The organism is Paenibacillus sp. FSL H7-0357 (genome assembly GCF_000758525.1).
Taxonomy (GTDB): domain Bacteria; phylum Bacillota; class Bacilli; order Paenibacillales; family Paenibacillaceae; genus Paenibacillus_AQ.
The window spans coordinates 6,073,034-6,091,964 of sequence record NZ_CP009241.1 but is presented as its reverse complement, the minus strand read 5'-3'; the positions used below and the strand labels follow the sequence as shown (position 1 = coordinate 6,091,964).

General features: G+C 48.3%; 15 protein-coding genes and 1 riboswitch. Of the genes, 9 read left to right on the top strand and 6 right to left on the bottom strand.

What is annotated here, in order from left to right; genetic code table 11:
* Positions 1 to 16: 16 nt before the first annotated feature.
* From H70357_RS36090 to H70357_RS26890, 6 genes are all read left to right on the top strand, one after another.
* Positions 17 to 166 carry a hypothetical protein gene (locus H70357_RS36090; RefSeq protein ID WP_156130953.1) on the top strand — a complete coding sequence of 50 codons (150 nt, stop codon included), beginning with the start codon at positions 17 to 19 and terminating at the stop codon, positions 164 to 166.
* Between the two features lie 185 nt (positions 167 to 351).
* Positions 352 to 1,452: a hypothetical protein gene (locus H70357_RS26910; protein ID WP_038595763.1), complete on the top strand. Its 1,101-nt coding sequence runs from the start codon at positions 352 to 354 to the stop codon at positions 1,450 to 1,452.
* A complete protein-coding gene (locus tag H70357_RS26905) occupies positions 1,439 to 2,476 on the top strand; it encodes an acyltransferase family protein (RefSeq protein WP_038595762.1) in 1,038 nt (345 codons plus the stop codon). Before H70357_RS26910 ends, H70357_RS26905 begins: the two co-directional genes overlap by 14 nt.
* A 172-nt stretch (positions 2,477 to 2,648) precedes the next feature.
* Positions 2,649 to 3,344 carry a VanR-ABDEGLN family response regulator transcription factor gene (gene vanR, locus H70357_RS26900; RefSeq protein ID WP_038595760.1) on the top strand — a complete coding sequence of 232 codons (696 nt, stop codon included), beginning with the start codon at positions 2,649 to 2,651 and terminating at the stop codon, positions 3,342 to 3,344.
* Positions 3,277 to 4,479, top strand: coding sequence for a sensor histidine kinase (locus tag H70357_RS26895; protein WP_231578322.1), 1,203 nt, complete (start codon positions 3,277 to 3,279; stop codon positions 4,477 to 4,479). The genes vanR and H70357_RS26895 overlap by 68 nt, the downstream gene beginning before the upstream one ends.
* Positions 4,472 to 5,089 carry a VanZ family protein gene (locus tag H70357_RS26890; RefSeq protein ID WP_052092268.1) on the top strand — a complete coding sequence of 206 codons (618 nt, stop codon included), beginning with the start codon at positions 4,472 to 4,474 and terminating at the stop codon, positions 5,087 to 5,089. Before H70357_RS26895 ends, H70357_RS26890 begins: the two co-directional genes overlap by 8 nt.
* A 215-nt stretch (positions 5,090 to 5,304) precedes the next feature.
* Here the strand turns inward: H70357_RS26890 and hpt are convergent, their stop codons facing one another.
* The 6 genes from hpt to H70357_RS26860 all read right to left on the bottom strand — a co-directional run bounded on the left by hpt (position 5,305) and on the right by H70357_RS26860 (position 14,988).
* On the bottom strand, positions 5,305 to 5,832 hold the full coding sequence (gene hpt, locus H70357_RS26885) for a hypoxanthine phosphoribosyltransferase (RefSeq protein WP_038595755.1): 528 nt from the start codon (positions 5,830 to 5,832) through the stop codon (positions 5,305 to 5,307).
* 70 nt (positions 5,833 to 5,902) lie between these two features.
* Positions 5,903 to 7,414, bottom strand: a complete 1,512-nt coding sequence (locus tag H70357_RS26880) for an IMP dehydrogenase (protein WP_038595752.1) — start codon at positions 7,412 to 7,414, stop codon at positions 5,903 to 5,905.
* A gap of 60 nt (positions 7,415 to 7,474) precedes the next feature.
* On the bottom strand, positions 7,475 to 8,035 hold the full coding sequence (locus H70357_RS26875) for a phosphoribosyltransferase (protein WP_038595749.1): 561 nt from the start codon (positions 8,033 to 8,035) through the stop codon (positions 7,475 to 7,477).
* Positions 8,036 to 8,172: 137 nt separating this feature from the next.
* Positions 8,173 to 8,275: riboswitch (purine riboswitch) on the bottom strand.
* Positions 8,276 to 8,458: 183 nt separating this feature from the next.
* The gene (locus H70357_RS26870; RefSeq protein WP_038595746.1) at positions 8,459 to 9,421 is read right to left on the bottom strand and encodes a metallophosphoesterase family protein; all 963 of its coding nucleotides are present in this window, start codon (positions 9,419 to 9,421) and stop codon (positions 8,459 to 8,461) included.
* 26 nt (positions 9,422 to 9,447) lie between these two features.
* On the bottom strand, positions 9,448 to 11,607 hold the full coding sequence (gene bglX / locus H70357_RS26865) for a beta-glucosidase BglX (RefSeq protein WP_038595745.1): 2,160 nt from the start codon (positions 11,605 to 11,607) through the stop codon (positions 9,448 to 9,450).
* Between the two features lie 33 nt (positions 11,608 to 11,640).
* The gene (locus H70357_RS26860; RefSeq protein WP_052092267.1) at positions 11,641 to 14,988 is read right to left on the bottom strand and encodes a GH36-type glycosyl hydrolase domain-containing protein; all 3,348 of its coding nucleotides are present in this window, start codon (positions 14,986 to 14,988) and stop codon (positions 11,641 to 11,643) included.
* A gap of 398 nt (positions 14,989 to 15,386) precedes the next feature.
* On the opposite strand from H70357_RS26860, the gene H70357_RS26855 reads away from it, so the two are divergent.
* The 3 genes from H70357_RS26855 (at position 15,387) to H70357_RS26845 (ending at position 18,914) form a co-directional block, all read left to right on the top strand.
* The gene (locus tag H70357_RS26855; protein ID WP_306080849.1) at positions 15,387 to 16,331 is read left to right on the top strand and encodes an ABC transporter permease; all 945 of its coding nucleotides are present in this window, start codon (positions 15,387 to 15,389) and stop codon (positions 16,329 to 16,331) included.
* Positions 16,332 to 16,359: 28 nt separating this feature from the next.
* A complete protein-coding gene (locus H70357_RS26850) occupies positions 16,360 to 17,256 on the top strand; it encodes a carbohydrate ABC transporter permease (protein WP_038595743.1) in 897 nt (298 codons plus the stop codon).
* Between the two features lie 77 nt (positions 17,257 to 17,333).
* The gene (locus tag H70357_RS26845) at positions 17,334 to 18,914 is read left to right on the top strand and encodes an ABC transporter substrate-binding protein (protein ID WP_038595741.1); all 1,581 of its coding nucleotides are present in this window, start codon (positions 17,334 to 17,336) and stop codon (positions 18,912 to 18,914) included.
* Positions 18,915 to 18,931: the final 17 nt, after the last annotated feature.

Sequence of the window (18,931 nt, the reverse complement as noted above, 5' to 3'; positions counted from 1 at the left end):
GATAGGGGAGAATTCCTTGCCTAATTATTTATTTAAGGAAGTCTGGACACCTTTGAGATGGATGCATATCTGGTTCTATCGTGATGATGCGGATCGGTTGTGGGTGAAGCGTGGATCGAATCGGCGGAAGCTGGTAGGCAGGCAGCGCAGTGGAACGGGGGCTTAAGTAGCCTCCGTTTTGTTTTGATGTTATGTTCTGTTTTTTTTCATGTAACACTTCCATGCTTTGCACATTCCCCCCACAACCCAATCTTACACTTTAGAGTGATGGAAAGTTATGAATTCCGTCTTATACTCTATAAGAAAGTACTCTATAAGAAAGTCAAATAAAGGGGGAGGAGAGTGAGGGGAATGAAGGAATATGACTATTCATTGGATGCTATTAAGGGGATTAGCTGTATTTTGATGATTGTGGCCCATATTCCGCTTTATTTTAATGGCAATGAGCGGGTGTTTCAGATTATTGCCGGTTTGGCCCCTGTATTTTTCTTTGCTGTCTCGGGGGTGACGACCACCTTGCAGGTTCGAAGGAAAAGCTTCAGGTCGCTGCTTAGCTTCTACGTGTTGTTCGCTGTCATCGGTTTCTCCTATAATCTCATGTGGAAACCGGAGGTTCAGGCGTTTTCGGTAATGGATGTTCCCCAGATCATTGCACTCGGAGTGCTGAGTGTATACCTCATAGAGAAATATTTGAAACCTTCACTCTATTTATATCTCCTATTGGCGTTGCTTGTTTTTTTGGTGCATTTTTTCATTGGCAGTCTATTGCCGGACTTCCCGTTTAAATCCATACTGTTCACAGAAACTGTTGGGTTTACCTATTTCCCATGGATGTTTGCATTTGTGGCCGGGATCTTCGCATATCGGTGCAGTAACCACGTGAACCTTATTGGAGCTCTTGTAGCCGGGGCACTGCTCGTGATATCCAGTTACGGTGGAGTGCGTGAAGCGGATTTTATCAAATACAATATGTCTGTGAACTATCTTCTGCTGTCTTTGTTTGTATTGTTCGGGGTCTTTTATCTCTTCAGAAGGAAAAAAAGCTATGCTCCCAGTAATCTGATGCTCTATTTCGGTAAGCATTCATTTCTATTTCTATTTACCCATCTGATCTTGATCTTGGCCTTTGACCGGCTTGGGCTGGGCCGCCTGTATATTGTGTGGATATGGTGTCTGGCACTGGTCGGCACTTATGTGGCGATGAGAGTCCTGCTGTGGCTGGGCCGCTTCATCGAGCCGTATATGGGGTATCCGGCGGTTTGGGTTCTTATCGTCATTAGTGTGGTTGCGATTCCGCTGGTGATTTCTAATCGGGATTTAATCATTCTTGCGGAAGCTTCGCTTGGCATTCTCTTTTCGCTGAATTACAAGAAACTTTCCAGTCTAATGCCTGCGAGCCCCTCTTCCCGCCAGCTGCCGGCGCTTCAGGAGGTTATCCATGACAAAGCTTAATTATAAGCTGATCAGCACGTATCGTACCCAACTCATGGGACTGGCGATTCTGTGGGTGGTGCTGTATCATTCGACGATTAATGCATCCTCCGTGCCGGTTCTCGGCACCTTGCAAGCCTATGGGTACGGTGGAGTCGATATCTTTCTGCTGGTTTCGGGTTTGGGGTTATATTATGCCTATCGCGGAAATGTCAGCACGGCTACCTTTTACAAAAGACGGCTGCAGCGGATTCTGCCAACGTATCTTCCGGTGGTGCTGTTATTTTGTCTTCTGTATTGGGGGATCGGTGAGATGTCCTTTACAGAGGTCCTTCTGAATCTGACGACGCTTAGCTTTTGGCTCGGGCTGGACAGCCGGTTTGACTGGTACGTCCCTGCACTATTGGTGTTGTATTTGCTTACGCCGCTGTTTATGTATTTTTTCAGGGGGCGGAATAAGGTGATTGCCGTTGCTGTGGCCAGCCTTCTTGGAATACTGCTCAGCGTAGTTCTATCTGGAACTTCGCTCTCCTATTTGCTGATTTTTACGATAAGAATTCCGATATTCTGTGTAGGCGTGTTTGTTGGATACCTTATCGATCAAAAACGGGCAATCTCGCGGCTGAGTCTAATCATGCATCTTGCAGTGTTTGTCTCAGGTATATTGCTGCTGGTAGTTAGCCAGAAATATCTGCAGGACTATGTATGGAGTTATGGACTGTGGTGGTATCCTTTTATTCTGATTACACTGCCTTTATGCATCTTGGCGGCGGGAGTACTGCACTGGATGGCAGAGCGTAAATGGACCCGTTATTCCTTCCTCTCATTCTGCGGCACGCATAGTCTGGAGATTTATCTGCTTCATGAAAGAATGCTCAAGATGTTGACAGATCTCCGGAGAAGCCTGAACCTGCAGGTGAACGACCTTGTTCTGAATGCGATTTGTATTCTCATTACGTTGGGACTGGCCTTACTATTGAAAAAAGCAGTTGCCGGGTTCAGCGCCAGAGTGAAGTCCGGTACAATACCAGTAACTACTTCGTGATTGCATTCAAAATGTAAGGCTGTCGAGAAAGTTTCGACAGCCTTCTTTATGTGGGGAATTCAGCTAACCTTAGGATTATCTTAAGAATTAAACAAGAAAAAAACAACATAAGCCCTTTCCGTTTTCTGGTACAATAAGTATATTTCATGCAGTGAAGGCAGGTGATCCCACAGTGACTGATAATATTCTGGTGGTGGATGATGAGCAGGCCATCACCGATCTGATCGAAATCTACTTAAGAAATGAAAATTTCAATGTTCATAAGTTTTATAATGGGCAGGATGCCCTCAAGTATATTGAGAATGAACATGTGGATTTAGCAATTCTGGATGTTATGCTTCCGGATATTAACGGTTTTACCATCTGCCAGCGCATTCGGGAAAATCATAATTTTCCTATTATAATGCTTACGGCTAAGGATGAAGAAACAGACCAGATTACTGGCCTTACGATGGGGGCAGACGATTATATTACCAAACCGTTTCGTCCGCTTGAGATGGTCGCGCGGGTAAAGGCGCAATTGCGCAGATATAAGAAATACAAGTCCATGCCAGTGCCTGATGAAACGGTCATAGCCTATTCCGGCCTGGTTCTGGATGTGAACACCCATGAGTGCTGGCTGAACGAAAAACAGTTATCTCTTACACCTACAGAATTTTCAATCTTACGGGTCCTTTGTGAGAATAAAGGCAAAGTCATCAGCTCGGAACAATTATTTCACGTGATTTGGGGCGATGAATATTACAATAAAAATAATAATACCATCACTGTTCATATCAGGCATTTGCGCGAAAAAATGAATGATTCGGTGGATAATCCGAAATGGATCCGAACGATATGGGGGGTGGGGTATAAAATTGAAAAGTAAAACCCATATTCAGATGAACTATGCAAAGTTAAGGATGAAAGTATTCATTCGAATGCTGATTTTGATAATTCTTGCTATCATCGCAGTGGATATTCTATATTTACTAGTTCGAGGACGACTGGGTGAGGGAGGCGTTCTGTTATTACAACATGTTTTTGGTTACGAATATAGCGATGCCCTTTCGATTTACGAAAGTACTTTCCGTGATCATTGGGAAATCATAATGCTGATAGCGATATCGGTCTTTTTTCTTATTTTTTTCTATTTTTCTTTATCCTGGTTTACAAAATATTTTAATGAAGTCAATGCAGGAATGGATGCCTTAATTAAGGATGAAGCAGATATTACGCTATCACCGGAGATGTCCTCAATGGAGCAGAAACTGATTTTTGTGAAGCAAACCCTCAAAAAACGTGAACTGGAAGTACAGGTGGCAGAGCAGAACAAAAGAGATTTGGTCATGTATCTGGCTCATGATATAAAAACGCCGCTTACTTCCGTCATTGGATATTTGAGTTTACTTAACGAAGCTTCCGATATGCCGAAGGAGCAACAAGAGAAATATATGAAAATCACTTTGGATAAGGCGTATCATTTGGAGCGTCTTATCCATGATTTTTTTGAAGTCGAAAGGTATAACCAGCAAACGCTCCAGCTCAACAAACAGAACGTTGACATCTCTTATATGCTGATACAAATGCCGGATGAATTTTATCCCTCGCTCACGACTGCCGGAAAAAAGATGGTTATTGACGCCGAGGATACGATAACCGTTTATGGTGATGCAGATAAGCTGGCGCGGGTTTTTAATAACATTTTGAAAAATGCCGTTGCATACAGTGACGATAACAGCACGATTGAGGTGGCGGCAAAAGCCCATGAGGGTATGGCCAACATTACCTTTACGAACACCGGGCAAACCATACCGCCTGATAAGCAAAACAGTATCTTTGATAAGTTCTACCGATTGGATGATGCCCGTTCAACGAATACGGGAGGTGCAGGCTTGGGCCTGGCCATTGCCAAAGAAATAATAATGCGGCATGAGGGGCAGATCGGGATGCAGAGTGAAAATGGGAAAACCGTATTTAGCGTAAAGATACCGCTCACTTCACATGGAGGTCACTATGAATGATTTACTGGGTTACTTTATAATAGGGGGCATTATCATTGGGGCTCTCGCCATCTTATATTTGCCGGTATTCTTTTTGTTGAGGAGACGGGTAAATGTAATCCGGCAGTTGTGCTTTTTGTTATTTGCTGCGTGCAGTTTTATAGTGTTGTACGCCACCATAATTTCAGCATGGGGAGAAGAAGCATTTCATCCGGCGCAACATCACTTGAATCTGATCCCTTTACGCTGGTTAAATGAGTCAGGGGGAATGTCGCCGGATAAAGCGATTGTGCAGGTCTATGCTAATATCATCATGTTTATCCCCTGTGGATTTTTTGTGCCAAGTGTATTTTCATGGGCGCGAGCCTTTGGGAGAACTGTGTTGGTGATTTTTTTCTGGAGCTTTTGTATCGAATTTTCGCAATATTTTATCGGAGCCTCCGCAGACATTGATGATATAATTCTGAACCTCTTGGGAGGTATACTCGGATATGCCGTATTTGCTTTTTTATCCCTCTGCTTTCAACGTACAAGCGGGTGGGAGAAGTTGTTAGGCAATGAAAATAACAGACAAAAGAAAAACTCAATCCAAACAATGGATGCAAAACAGCGGTCGATCAAATGGCGATAAAGATGAAACCAGGAGTGTATGGCCTGCTGGGAGCGAACGGGGCTTGACCGTAGATATTATCACTATGAGGATTGTTGTTTATGTTGTTATAAGCGCGGTATGCATCCCCTTTGTCGGGCGCGCCTTTAAGCGTCACCAGGTCCAATAAAGCCTTATGAACCCATTACAGCAAAAAGAGCCGGCACTTAAAAAGTTCCGGCTCTTTTTGCTGCCCCCTATTCGCCCGTCTGCACAATCCAAACCTCCGGCAGATTCCGGAATTGTTCGGCATAGTCCAATCCGTAACCGACGACGAATTCATCGGGGATTTCGATGCCGCAGTAGTCGATGGGGATGTCGGCAAGGCGGCGGGAGGGCTTGCTGAGGATGGTGCAGATGCGGACACTAGCGGCCTCACGGAGAGCAAAGAGCTGCTTGAGATGCTGCAGGGTCAGGCCGGTGTCGATCATGTCCTCGACGAGGAGGACATGTTTGCCGCGGATGTCGGTGTCGATGTCTTTTTTGACGGTGATGACGCCGCTTGAGGTAGAGCTGGCGCCATAGCTGGATACGGACATGTAATCCATGCCGATGGGGAGGGTGATCTCGCGCATCAGGTCAGCCATAAATACGGCTGCTCCCTTGAGGATGCCGATGAGCACCAGCTCCTTTCCTTCGTAATCCCGTGATATGTCTGCTCCAAGCTCCTGGACTCTCTGCTGCAGCTCTGTTTTGGTGACCAGAACCTTTTGTAATGACGTCATTGTGTGGGCTCCTTATGAATCAGAACGATCCCGCCGCAGCAACCTTTCTGTGTTCACAGGCTGCCAATGATCAGGATGTTCTGTCTTTTTCCTTTAGCATAACATCATGTGCCCCCCCTTCGTAAATAGTTGTGGAGGAAACGAGGGTGATTTTGGCATGCTGCTGCAGCCCGGGAATGGTTAAAGCGCCGCAGTTGCACATGGTCGATTTGATTTTGCTGATGCTGAGATCCAGGTTGTCTTTGAGTCTGCCGGCATAAGGGATGAAGGAATCGACACCTTCCTCGAATTCAAGTTTGCTTTCTTTATCGGCGTTGCCGAAGTCGTATCTTTGCCAGTTGCGGGCCCGGCTGGAGCCCTCACCCCAATATTCTTTGACAAAGTTCCCGCCGACCAGCAGCTTGCGGCCAGGGCTTTCATCGAATCTGGCGAAATAGCGGCCCAGCATCACGAAGTCTGCACCCATGGCTAAGGCAAGGACGATATGGTAATCGTGGACGATGCCGCCGTCGGAGCAGATCGGGACATAAATTCCGGTCTGTTCGTAGTATTCCTGGCGGGCCGCGGCCACTTCAATGACGGAGGAGGCTTGCCCTCTGCCGATACCTTTTTGTTCCCGGGTGATGCAGATGGAGCCGCCGCCGATGCCGACTTTGACGAAGTCCGCCCCTGCTTCAACGAGGTAGAGGAATCCCTCTTTATCCACGACATTCCCGGCACCCACCTTTACCGATTCCCCAAAAGTATCCTTAATATAATGGATGGTCTCTGCCTGCCATTCCGAATAACCATCGGAGGAATCGATGCAGAGCACATCTGCTCCTGCTTCGACCAGCGCCGGAACCCGCTCCTTGTAATCCCGGGAGTTGATGCCGGCACCGACGATGAGCTGTTTATTGCTGTCATGCAGCTCCAGCGGATATTCCTGATGGCTGTCGTAGTCCTTGCGGAAGACCAGGTAGACGAGATGGCCGCTGCTGTTCACGATCGGAAGACAGTTCAGCTTATGGTCCCAGATCATATCATTGGCTTCCGTTAAAGTGATGCCTTCTGCGGCGTAGATCAAAGCGGAGAGAGGAGTCATGAATTCCGTAATCGGGCATTCCGGCGGCAGGCGGTTCTCGCGGTAATCACGGCTGGTGACAATGCCCATCAGCTTGCCGGTTGGCTCGCCGTTGTCCGTGATGGCGATGGTGGAGTGGCCACTGCGCGCTTTTAGGGCCAGCACATCCTGCAGGGTATCCTCCGGGCGCAGATTGGAGTCGCTGAGGACAAAGCCTGCCTTGAATTTCTTGACTCTGCGCACCATATCAACCTGCTGTTCCACAGACTGGGAGCCATAGATGAAGGAGATTCCTCCGCTTTTGGCCAGAGCGATAGCCATGTTGTGGTCGGAAACGGCCTGCATCACGGCGGAGGTTACCGGAAGGTTCATCGTAAGCGCTGGCGCTTCACCCTTGCGGAATTTCGTTACAGGGGTTCTAAGATCGACATTACCCGGGATACAATCCTTGGTGGTCAGGTTCGGAACAAGCAGAAATTCGCTGAACGTTCTTGAAGGCTGTTCATAATAAAAAGCCATACGATCTTCACTCCCTTAAATAAGTTATTTATATAAGTTGAAATCAGCTTCTATAACACTTTATACCTTAGACAGCACCCGTACCGGTATGCCATAGTCTGCTTCCAGCGCCTTGTAGTGTTCGCCTTTGGCCAGAATCGCCTGTACCCCGACTAAATGCACGCCCATATCAGCCATTTGGTCGGCGATGGAGCGGATAGTCGCCCCCGAGCTGATGACATCATCAAGTATAAGTACCCGATCCCCGGCCTTGAAACCGTCAAAATAAATATAGTTCTCGTTATAAGCGGTCTCCCGCTTGATGCACACCTCATAATTGTCGTACAGCTCGGTGCTGAGCCGCAGGATGTTCATCGGTTTCATCAGCTTGTAGGCGGCCAGCATCCCCCAAGTGTGTCCGCCGGGTTCAGGCGATACGATATAATCAAATGCAGGGAATTGCTGCGTAACACTGTCTGCCAGATTATCAGTGATTTCACTAATCAGCCCGGGATCAATATAGGTGCCCCGTTCTCCGAAAGGGTACAGCTTGAAATCATAGGCGGTATCCTTGTTTTTATAAATCCTCACATTCTTGGCCTTGCTGATGGACTCGCTTAACCGTGCATAGGATGCGCTCATCGCCTTCACTCCCTTTAATCTGAATAAGTCCTTAACATGAATATCAAAAAACCCCGGATGACAAGAGGCACATGCAAGACAAACGTCACCATAGGAGAGTGCATAATAATAATGCGGTTCTCAGCCTTGGTTCCCTTCGGTCTTGCGTTGCCTCTTGTAGCCTGGGGCAATTTACGGTTGCCTGTAGATACGCTCAATCCAAATTATCGAGCTTATACAAGAGAGATGTAATGTTAACATTGTGTGAGGAATTATAACTTGAATTATTTTGTTATATGCTAACATTGCCGTTATGGTGTGTCAATCATTGATTTGGTGTTATGTAAATGAAAAAAGAACGAGACCGCCGCCAATCATGCGGGGAAGTCTCGTTCCAAGAGCGGGTGACTGATTATTAGAGCCGAACAATTCCAGTTTGGAAGATTAGTGTACGGTTACGTTATCCGGCTCATGAACGGGCTGTTCCAGTACGGTGGAGCCGTCTTCAAGACGGAGCCAAGTATCAAAATTCTTTTCGCCCAGGGTTAGTTTTATCACGCGGGCACCCCGCTTAAAGCCTTCTTTTCCATAAGTATTGTAGCCTGAGGCCCGCCCGTAACAGAGGCGTATGCCATGCAGGCTGCCAACAAAGTCGTTGATATGGTCATGTCCGCAAAAGGTGCCCAGCACATCGCCCATTTCCAGCAAAGTCGCAAATAATCCGGAATTAACAGGAGCAGAACAGACGCGCTCGAATCGGTGACCATAGCAGATCCGGGTAGACCATACCTCCTGGTACTCGGGAACCGGGATATGAAAGAATGCGAGTGCAGGCAGCTTATCCTCATGTGCTTGCGGATTCAGCCGTGCCGATTCTGCTGTCAGCCAGTTAAGCTGATTCCGCTGGATCCAATTGTAGCCTGGTACCTGCTCAAGACCGGAATAACTGCCGGAGTCCAGAAAATAAAGAACTGCAGCGGAGCTGCCATTGGGCCCCTCAATTTCAAGTGTATAATTGCCTGTACCGGCAAGCTCCGCAGGTCCGGCCTCAGCCAGCGTGTGAGGATGCTCCAAGGCTACCTGCATCAGTTCATCACGGGAAATGCGGGTTTCTGTATCATGGTTGCCAAATACAAAGGCCCAGGGAATGCCGGTTTGTTCAACAGCAGCGACAGCCTCCCGGAAAGCTTCCTGAGGGTTCTCACATTCTTTTTCTTCCGCTGGAACGGGACCCGTGTAAATCAAATCCCCTGTAAAAACGATAAGATCAGGCTGCTCCGCTTCTATAATACGCTCCATGAGTTTACGGGTACGCTGATCCTCGGCTCTTCCATCCATCCAATGTAGATCGGTAAATTGCACAATTTTAAAGGTTCCATCATTCTGGAATGATAAATGGCGTTTCATTTGGAAATTCCCCTCTCTGGCCAAAATCAGTCGATATGGATACGCCGGGTGAAATGATCTCCTGAGTTTCGGCCGATCATTATATCAAATTCACCAGGCTCGAAGACAAGCTGATCGTCCTTGCCATAGAACATTAACATGTCTCTGGTGATTTCAAAGGAAACCACCTGCTTCTCATGCGCTGCCAATGAAAGCTGCCGGAAACCCTTAAGCTCTTTGACCGGACGCACAACGCTTGCGCTGACATCGTGAATATAGAGCTGAACGGTTTCTTTACCTTCGATGTCCGAGGTATTCTCTACCTCAATAGAGGCTACAAGCTTGTCAGCGGCTTCAACCTTGAAGCTGCTGTAAGCAAAATCAGAATAGCTCAGGCCATAGCCGAAGCAGAAGAGCGGGTCATTGGGGCAGTCTAAATACCGGGTTACATAACGTACTTGCGGATACATGGGATCATAGGGACGTCCTGTTGAATAAGCATTGTAATAAACCGGAATCTGGCCCACAGTGTAGGGGAAGCTCATGGATAAACGCCCGGAAGGATTGTAGTCCCCGAACAGTACATCTGCCAGTGAGTTCCCTGACTCCGAGCCGAGGAACCAGGCTTGGAGCAAAGCATCGCTGGCATCCAGCACAGGCTTCAGCTCCAGTGGCCGGCCGCTGAATACAATGGTCACTATCTTTTTGCCGGTGTCCTTCAGGCGCCAGATCAGCTTCTCCTGATTAGGAGACAGGCGCAGGTTGGTTTTGCTGCCGCCTTCTCCGGTATCCTGCTGGTTCTCGCCCACTGCAGCAAGGATCACATCGCAATCCTTCAAGCGGTGAAACGCTTCTTCTATCCCGTCCTCTACATCAAATACACCCTCCAGCATACTCCCCAGCTCGCCGGTCATTGCCGTAAGGATATCCCCGGCTGAGGTTTTCCGGGAAAGTCCTGTGTAGAGCGAGACCGCCGGATCCTTTTCCGTTCCGGCCCAGCCGCCCAGCACATGTATGGATGTGGCGAAAGGACCGGCCAGGCCGATTTTCATCCCCCGCTTGAGCGGCAAAGCTTCATTGTCATTTTTCAGCAGCACAACCGAGCTTGCGCCAAGCTCGCGTGCCGTCTGCAAATGCTCCGCATTAGGTTCGGTTGCCTCATCCACTTGCGGATCCGCATCCTTGAACGGATTTTCAAACAAACCCAGTGCGTCCTTAAGCTCCAGTACGCGGATAACCGCTTCGTCGATCAAAGCGACATCAAGCCGGCCTTGTTCAATCAGGTCTGCGGCATGATGGAGATAGTGGGTGGACATCATCTCGATATCAAGACCGGCAGCCAGACTTTTCTCTGCAGCTTCGCGGCCATCCACTGCAGCCCCGTGGGGGATCAGCTCATTGACGGAATTGAAGTCAGCGATGGTAACACCATTGAATCCCCATTCTTCCCGCAGAATCCCGCGCAGAAGCTGTTCATTTCCGGTTGCCGGAATACGGTCTACCGTATTGAATGCGGCCATTACCATAGCTACACCGGCATCGACCGCGGCCTTGTAGGCAGGCAGATAGAATTCACGCAATACACCGGAGGACATATCGACCGTATTGTATTCCCGGCCGCCTTCAGGCGCACCATAGCCGGCAAAATGCTTGACACAGGCGGCTATGCGTCCTTTTTCCTTCAGGTCTTTGCCCTGATAGCCGCGCACCATACTTTCGGTGACGCGGGCGTTCAGATAAGGGTCCTCACCGGATGTTTCCATGACACGGCCCCAGCGCGGATCGCGGACGAGATCGGTCATCGGTGAGAAAGTGACATGAATCCCGGCAGCCGCGCTTTCTTTGGCAGCGAGCTCGGCAAAGCGTTCACAGGCTTCCAGATCGAAGCTGCAGCCCAGCGCCAGAGGAATGGGCAGAATGGTCCGGTAGCCGTGGATGACATCCGCCATAAAGAGCAGCGGAATCTTCTGGCGGCTTTTTTGCATATGGCGGGTCTGCATTTCGATGGCATTCCGGGCTCCAACGCCGTTCAGAACGCTTCCGATATTCTCAATGGCATGTGGCTTAATTTTGAGCTCCTTGAACGGACCCGTCAAATCAACGGTATCGTCCAGGCCCCAATAGTAAGGACCAAGCTGGGTTAATTGGGCCAGTTTTTCGTCCAGTGTCATTTCATTCACAAGCTCTTGGATAAACGGTTTAGTCATGGCAGACTCCTTCTTCATCGAGCGCATTGAAAGTTATTGGGATAAATAGATATGCAGTTCTTCGTCAGGCAGCGCAAGCACAGTGCTTGCAGGAATGCTTAGCGCACCCGGGCGATACGGATTGGACAGGATTTGGCCGGCAACGGCATTGCCCTCCGAACGTAGTTCCGGTGTGCGGGTGGAACCCGATCCGATATGATAAACAAATTGTAAGGTGCGGCCGAAGCATTGATAAGTGAAGCGCAGACCGTCCAGACTGGCCGGAAGAACCGGATCAATAATCAGGCTGTCTGCCGTGAAGCGGATTCCCAGAATGCCCGAGATGAGCTGATTCAGGTAAATGCCGGGTCCGCTGGAATATAGCCGCCAGCCGCCTTTCACTTGGACGCTGCCGGTGCGCAGCTGTTCGAAATTCTTGTGATAGCTGTAGCGGTCCGGGAAATCTCCGTCCGAGCTGCTGAAATACATATTGCTCTGGCGGATTTTCGCATTGGGCACGCTCTCGCGGATATTGATCGGATTGATTTGGAACAGCCCTTCCCAGGCACGCTCGGCATCTCCGAGTTTAGCTGCCGCCTCAAGATAACGAATATGGGCATGCACGTATTGCAGGCTGATTTCACGGCCGACATTGGCGGCCTGCTCGGCACGCCGGAAAATGGTGCTTACGCCGCCTTCATAGCGGGCAGGGCGGTCCATCAGGCGTACGCCATCCGGACATTTGAGATGCTCATCAATCAGGCGCAGATTCATATCCGCTTGTGCAGGGTCCACCAGTTCGGCAATGATGCTGCGTGTCATCGGCAGCAGGCGATACTGTATTCCGGTATTTTGGTCCAGCGGATGCAGCATGTATTCGATGGTTTCGGCGTCTTTGAAGTAAGCGAAGCCGGCAATAACCTCATCTTTAATGAGCAACGTCTGGAAAGAGACCTTCATCCGTTCTGCCATTTCAGCAAGCGACTTTGAGAACTCAGGGTCGAATCCAGTGACCTGCGACAGATTACGGATGACCTGGAATGCCAAGGCAACGGTCCAGGCGCTGACCAGCTTGGTCTTTAGCGCTTCATCGGCAGGCTGCAGGGTATCATCCCAGTCACCGCCGGCATAGGAGATGAGGGCTGTTCCAGGCAGGAAGCGCTTGCAGATTGTGTCCACAGCTGCCTTGACATGCTCCAGCACGGATTCCGACTCCCGGGTAGGCAGGGCATCTGCCAGATAGTGATAGACTACCTTTTCTTGGAAAATAGAGCTGTCCCCGGTAGCCATTACATAGTCGGCAATGCATTTAAGCGGCCAAAGCACGACATCGCCATGCCATTCAGGGGATTGGACAGGGTGCTGGTCGAACATAAACCATTGCGGCCACTCCCGGCTCTCCCACAGCTGGTGGGCAAAAATCTCCAAAAGAACATTTCTGGCCAATTCATAATGCTGGGTCATCAGGAAATATTCCATCGGCCCCTGACATACATCCCGCGTGCCCCATGCGGCTCCGCCTGGCTGTTCAAGTCCGTGCGGCACAATAAAATGGACCATTGCATTATGCGTATACCACCATGCGGTTTCGTTCAATTTATCAATCTGCACCTGTTCGGCACCCTCGATCTGTAAGCAGAAACGGGAACTGAACGCTTCGTAGAATTCTCTGTACAATGTTACTTCAGCTTCAAAGCTGTAAGGAGCCAGCGGCAAACTTTCCTTGTCCTCCAGCCTTCCTTGCATGACTAGCTGGAAGCTTGAGGACTGCTCTACGGAAAGGGTAAGCAGCGTACCGTTGCGCGGCTTGCCGTCTTCAAAGAATATCCGGTCGTCACTGAAATTGAAAGCGGTATCAGGTAATTGAATGTCATAATGCAGGCCGGGATAAGGATGGTTCCGCCAAGCGTCCTCATCTGGTTGAATGCGGATAATTCCGTCTGCAGCGCTGACTCTCACCGGATGCTGGAATTCATGCTCGCCTATAACCAGCTGGTTGGTAATCAGGTAATCGTAGGATTTTCCGAGCTTTGATTGTACCTGAAGCACAATATCCGGTTGATTGGCGGCAGTAAAGGTGGTGATCGTTAACGTATCATCCTCCAGCTTGTAATGCCATTTGGCAAAATTCACACCCATCTCATAAGCGGCCGGCAGCGTAAGAATCCGGTAGACGCCATCCTGGCGGATATAAATGCGCTGTCCTGTGTTCTTGAGAATATTGAGCAGGCCGCGCGGCGTGGAGAGAAGCTTATGGAAAGAAGTATTGCCCGCCACCGTCTGACCGTTGAAAATACCGTACATGTAATTGGTGGACGTAATCAGCTTGTTATTGACCTGTGTGTCATCCATCAGGGTGGTAATGATATGTCCGTGCGGGCGTTCAACGAGCAGTTCCTTAGGCTGCAGCACGACATGGACGTGGTCATTAGTAAAGAAGGACAACAGTTTACCATCCTCGTATTCCTCGAGCTTCCGCTCAGGGAACGCGGCATCAATCTCGGCTTGTGACCACTGCGGAGAGACATAAGGACCCCCGATTTCAGCACTGAGCGTGACCGTTTCTCCCTCTTGTACAGCGTCGCTCAGGTTCCAGTCTATGGAGGCATAAGCTTCCTGGAGCCGGGACCCAAACTCAAGAGACGTTACTACGGCGGGATGAGTCTGGCAGAACAGGCCGTAGAAGGCAAAATCAACGGTTCCAGCCAGCTTCATTTGCTCTGTTTGCAGACCGGTATAAGCCAGCTCATATTGAACATTTTGATTCGGAAGGCCGCTTTCCAGTACTTGAGGAACATCCAGGGCTTTATAAGATAAGCCAAAAAACTGCGTGCCATCCGTTGAATAGCCGACGGCTTTGGTTTGAAGCACACCTTGCTGCAGATAGGGGAAAGCTATGCCCTGAGGCTGGTTTTGGCGCGAGCATACGGCGTAACCGTTAGGACCCTCCCAAATGCTGTGATCCAGGTACTGGCTCATATACAGCTCATTGGACAGCACGCCGCCTTTTTCAGCGACACCGAGATCCTGTCCATAAATGACATCAACCGTTTCCCCGTTTCCGGAGAGCTGGATATGCCAGAACCAAATGCCATCAGCGGCAGGGGAGAATGTAACACGGTAATCAATAGCCTCTATCCGGCCTTGGTAAATAAGTCTTTCGTGATTGTACAATAGTTTGGAGCGGGAGCGGATTCCCAGCAAGGGATAGCTTTCAATGCCTTGTGCTGTATGCACGCGAAGATAAATATTATTGGCCGAACCATCCATAGAATTGCCCTGGAACTGATTAATGAGGAATGGCCCATTGGAGAATTCGAAGATGTCGCCTGTTGGCAAGAACGTGTACTTGGATTCATCGAGTGTAAAGGTAATCATGTTGGATTGTGGTCTGAAAATCATAAGAACCCTCGCTTTCCACTACATGGATAGGACATGAAATTGAACGGATAGGGGAGTTCAAATCAAATGTCATCAAGGGCATGCATTTTCACCAAAAAAGATAATAGAAACGTTTCCATGTTAGGTATACCTCGATATTAGTCTCGTGGCTAAAAAATGTCAATCATCTTTGAAATAATTATTGTTTCGAAACATTTAGGACCGTATATATAATTAATGTACTTGAAATTCGAAAAAAAATTCAATTGACAGCGCATACATTTTAAGAGTATGCTCTTCGCAAGGGGAGTTCCAAAAAAATGATGGAAACGTTTCTATACCTTTCAGTATACCTTTTATCGTGATTGAGAGGCGTCTGAATTTATTCCATTGGTGTGAATGCATCGTTCAAATTGGAGGTGGGCCTATTGGCAAGAATTATGCGAACTGGTGGAAATATCGGCCGGGAATTGATGAAGAACAAAGTTCTTTTCCTTATGCTGCTGCCCGTGCTTTTGTATTTCCTGATCTTCCACTATGCGGTAATGCCTGGAGCTTATGTCGCATTTGTGGATTACAAACTTAACAAGGGGATCTTCGGAAGCCATTTTATCGGCCTGAAGAACTTCGAATTCCTGGTTCAAAATGGTGATCTCTGGAATATCACCAAGAATACCCTGCTGTACAATGTGGCTTTCCTTGTCTTGGGGAATATCATTCAAATTGTGTTTGCCATTATGCTGTCGGAGATAACGGGCAAATGGTTCAAGAAGATCTCCCAGTCGGTGATTCTCCTGCCGAACTTTATTTCAATGGTTATCGTGGGGGTATTTGCTTACAACCTATTCAATTTTAACTCCGGTTTTATCAATACGATGTTGGCCGGCGCCGGGCTGGACCGCCACGAGTTCTACTCCGATGCAGGCATTTGGAAATACATTATTGTCGCCTTCAAAATCTGGGCCAGTACCGGATACGGCATGATTATCTATCTGGCAGCCATAACAGGGATCAACCATGATTTGTATGAAGCTGCTTATATGGACGGTGCTACTACCTGGCAACGGATCCGCTACATGACCTTGCCGATTCTGAAGCCAACCTTTATTCTGCTTCTGCTGTTCGGAATGGGCGGGATTCTCAAAGGCTCCTTTGACCTGTTCTATAATCTGATCGGGACGAATTCCGTGCTGTATCCGCAGACGGATATCATTGATACTTATGTCTTCCGCTCATTGGTGGGGCAATTCAACTTCTCCATGGGAGCCGCTGTTGGCTTCTACCAATCCTTGTTCGGGCTGATTCTGGTGCTTGTGGTGAACTTTATTGTGCGCAAGGTCGAGCCTGACAGCGCATTATTCTAAGATTCAGAAAGAAACAGGGGTGATGATAATGGAAAAGAAAGCAGTCAAACAAGATGTCGGCAGTATCTTCATTAAAGCCATCAGCTATTTGTGCATCACAATCTTTGCGCTGATTTGTTTATTTCCTTTTGCGCTGATGATCACTTCCTCATTTATGAACGAGCAGGAAATTGTCCGCGAAGGCTACAAGCTGCTGCCCAAAGAATTTTCCTTCAAGTCTTATGAGTTGCTGCTTAACAACTCTACAAATCTCATCAATGCTTATCAGGTAACTATTTTTATCACTGTAGTGGGTACGGTGCTGGGACTGTTTATGATGTCGATGGCCGGCTTTGTGCTCAACCGCAAGGATTTCAAGTACCGCAATTTCTTCTCCTTTCTGATTTACTTTACGACGCTCTTCAGCGGCGGCTTGATTCCAACGTATATCCTGATGGTCAAGCATCTTCATATGAAGGATAACTTGTTCGCCATGATCCTGCCGGCTGTGGTCGGCGCCTGGTCGATCTTCCTGATGCGCAATTTCATGAAGGCGATTCCGGATTCCTTATATGAATCCGCTACCATTGACGGTGCCGGCGATTTCCGCATCTACTGGCGGATTTTTATTCCCTTGGCGGTTCCATCCTTGGCCACCATTGGGCTGTTCTCGGCGCTGGGCTTTTGGAATGAGTGGTACAACGGGATGTTGTATATGGATAGCCCGACTAAATATCCGTTGCAATACTTTTTGCAGCGAATGGTTAATCAGACCAACCTTGGGACTATGATCAACTCGGGGGCAGTGATTAATTCAGCCGATCTTCCTACGCAATCTATCAAGATGGCTACAGCTGTTCTGGCCACAGGGCCAATTATTCTCCTCTACCCGTTTGTGCAGCGTTATTTTGTAACAGGGCTTACCGTCGGGGCAGTAAAGGGTTAATGGACGTGTTCTCTTAAGAGAGGCGTTTATTATAGATGAAGGTTTTATAAACAGACAAGAAAAGGGAGGCTTACCTGATGAAAGGTAAAAAAATCGCGTCTTCTTTAATGGCAGTCCTCATGCTTGCCGGGGTATTGACAGCCTGTACGTCCAAGAACAACAACAATGAGTCAAGCACTTCTCCAACGGATTCCGGAAAGTCGGAAACTACTGCAAATACGGGTGGAGTGGACACTTCGAAGGAAGCCAAGCTGACGTACTACCTGTGGGGCAGTGAAGGGGTTAACAACAAGGCGATCCTTGGCGAGATCAACAAGAAGCTCAAGGCAGATCTGAACGCAAGCATTGAAGTGAAGTATATTGACTGGCCGGATACGGCTACCAAGTACCCGTTGTTATTTGCTTCCGGTGAAAATTTTGATATGTCCCACGCCTCTCCCGGAGCACCAGTTTCCTATTTTACATTAGCCAGTGAAGGCGCACTCGTGGACATCACGGAGATGCTGGACAAGGTTGCTCCTAAGCTGAAGGCGGAAATTCCTGCAACTGTCTGGGAGAACACGAAATACAAAGGTAAAATTTATGGAGTTCCGAGTCTTTACAGTGAATACACACCTACCGGTTTTGCCTATCGCTCTGATCTGCTGAAGAAATACGGCATGGAGAAAATCAGCTCAATAGATGATATGGTGAAGTACATGGATAATGTTGTCGCAAATGAATCCTTCTCGCCAATCAACGGCAAGGCTGAAGATGCGCAGAATATGTTCAGAATGCTGGTCGATACCACGGGTATGTGGCTTAACGCCCCTGGTATTTCTCTAAATGAACTGAATCTGGTGACTAAGAGTCCGGAGGACTTCAAAACCGTCTTCCATCCGGCCTACACCCAGGAATTTGAAGACTGGGCTGTGAAAATGCGTGAATGGGCGGATAAAGGGTATTGGGGTAAAGATGTGCTGTCCGCAACCATGGGCGGGAAAGAGAACTTTAGAGCGGGAAACTCTGCTGGTTATTTGACTCATGCCCAAGACTGGATCGGCCAGTATGGAGCGGATATCAAGGCACAACCTGAATCAGATCCTTACTTCTTCACTTTCGCTGAAGCCAACAAGAAAATCAAACGTAAGATGGGCGTGGACAACTCGACCGTAATCAGCACAAATTCGGCTAATCCGGAACGCGCACTGATGGTGATTGAGAAGTTTATGACCGATGAGAGCTATTACAACCTTATTCAATACGGGATTGAAGGCAAGCAATATGTCATTGAAGACGGCATCAAGAAATTCCCTCCAGGCTACAATGAAAAAACGGATGCTGGCGGCTTCTCGGCCTGGTCACTCAGAAATGACAAGTTCGTTGTTCCGAGTGATACCGAAAACCCTATCCGCAACTCCTTGTTCGCTGAATGGGATAAAGTGGCGATCGATGATCCGTACAACGGATTCAGCTTCGATCCGTCGAATGTGACTACAGAAATCGCTTCAATCTCCAACGTGAATTCACAGCTTGGTATCCAGCTGATGCTTGGCAAAACTAGCCAGGAACCTAAAAAAGCAGTTGCAGAATACCGCGAACAGTTGAAAAAAGCAGGAATTGACAAGGTCATTGCCGAAGTACAGAAACAATTAGCAGAATTTGTTCCTGTCAACTAAAGGAATGCTATAAGGCG

Bases quoted from the DNA above. Each gene is read 5' to 3' on its own strand.
- H70357_RS26910 (WP_038595763.1), top strand. From the start codon at position 352: ATGAAGGAATATGACTATTCATTGGATGCTATTAAGGGGATTAGCTGT.
- H70357_RS26890 (WP_052092268.1), top strand. From the start codon at position 4,472: ATGAATGATTTACTGGGTTACTTTATAATAGGGGGCATTATCATTGGG.
- H70357_RS26870 (WP_038595746.1), bottom strand. From the start codon at position 9,421: ATGAAACGCCATTTATCATTCCAGAATGATGGAACCTTTAAAATTGTG.
- H70357_RS26905 (WP_038595762.1), top strand. From the start codon at position 1,439: ATGACAAAGCTTAATTATAAGCTGATCAGCACGTATCGTACCCAACTC.
- H70357_RS26850 (WP_038595743.1), top strand. From the start codon at position 16,360: ATGGAAAAGAAAGCAGTCAAACAAGATGTCGGCAGTATCTTCATTAAA.
- H70357_RS26895 (WP_231578322.1), top strand. From the start codon at position 3,277: ATGATTCGGTGGATAATCCGAAATGGATCCGAACGATATGGGGGGTGG.
- bglX (WP_038595745.1), bottom strand. From the start codon at position 11,607: ATGACTAAACCGTTTATCCAAGAGCTTGTGAATGAAATGACACTGGAC.
- H70357_RS26875 (WP_038595749.1), bottom strand. From the start codon at position 8,035: ATGAGCGCATCCTATGCACGGTTAAGCGAGTCCATCAGCAAGGCCAAG.
- H70357_RS26880 (WP_038595752.1), bottom strand. From the start codon at position 7,414: ATGGCTTTTTATTATGAACAGCCTTCAAGAACGTTCAGCGAATTTCTG.
- hpt (WP_038595755.1), bottom strand. From the start codon at position 5,832: ATGACGTCATTACAAAAGGTTCTGGTCACCAAAACAGAGCTGCAGCAG.
- H70357_RS26845 (WP_038595741.1), top strand. From the start codon at position 17,334: ATGAAAGGTAAAAAAATCGCGTCTTCTTTAATGGCAGTCCTCATGCTT.
- H70357_RS26860 (WP_052092267.1), bottom strand. From the start codon at position 14,988: ATGATTTTCAGACCACAATCCAACATGATTACCTTTACACTCGATGAA.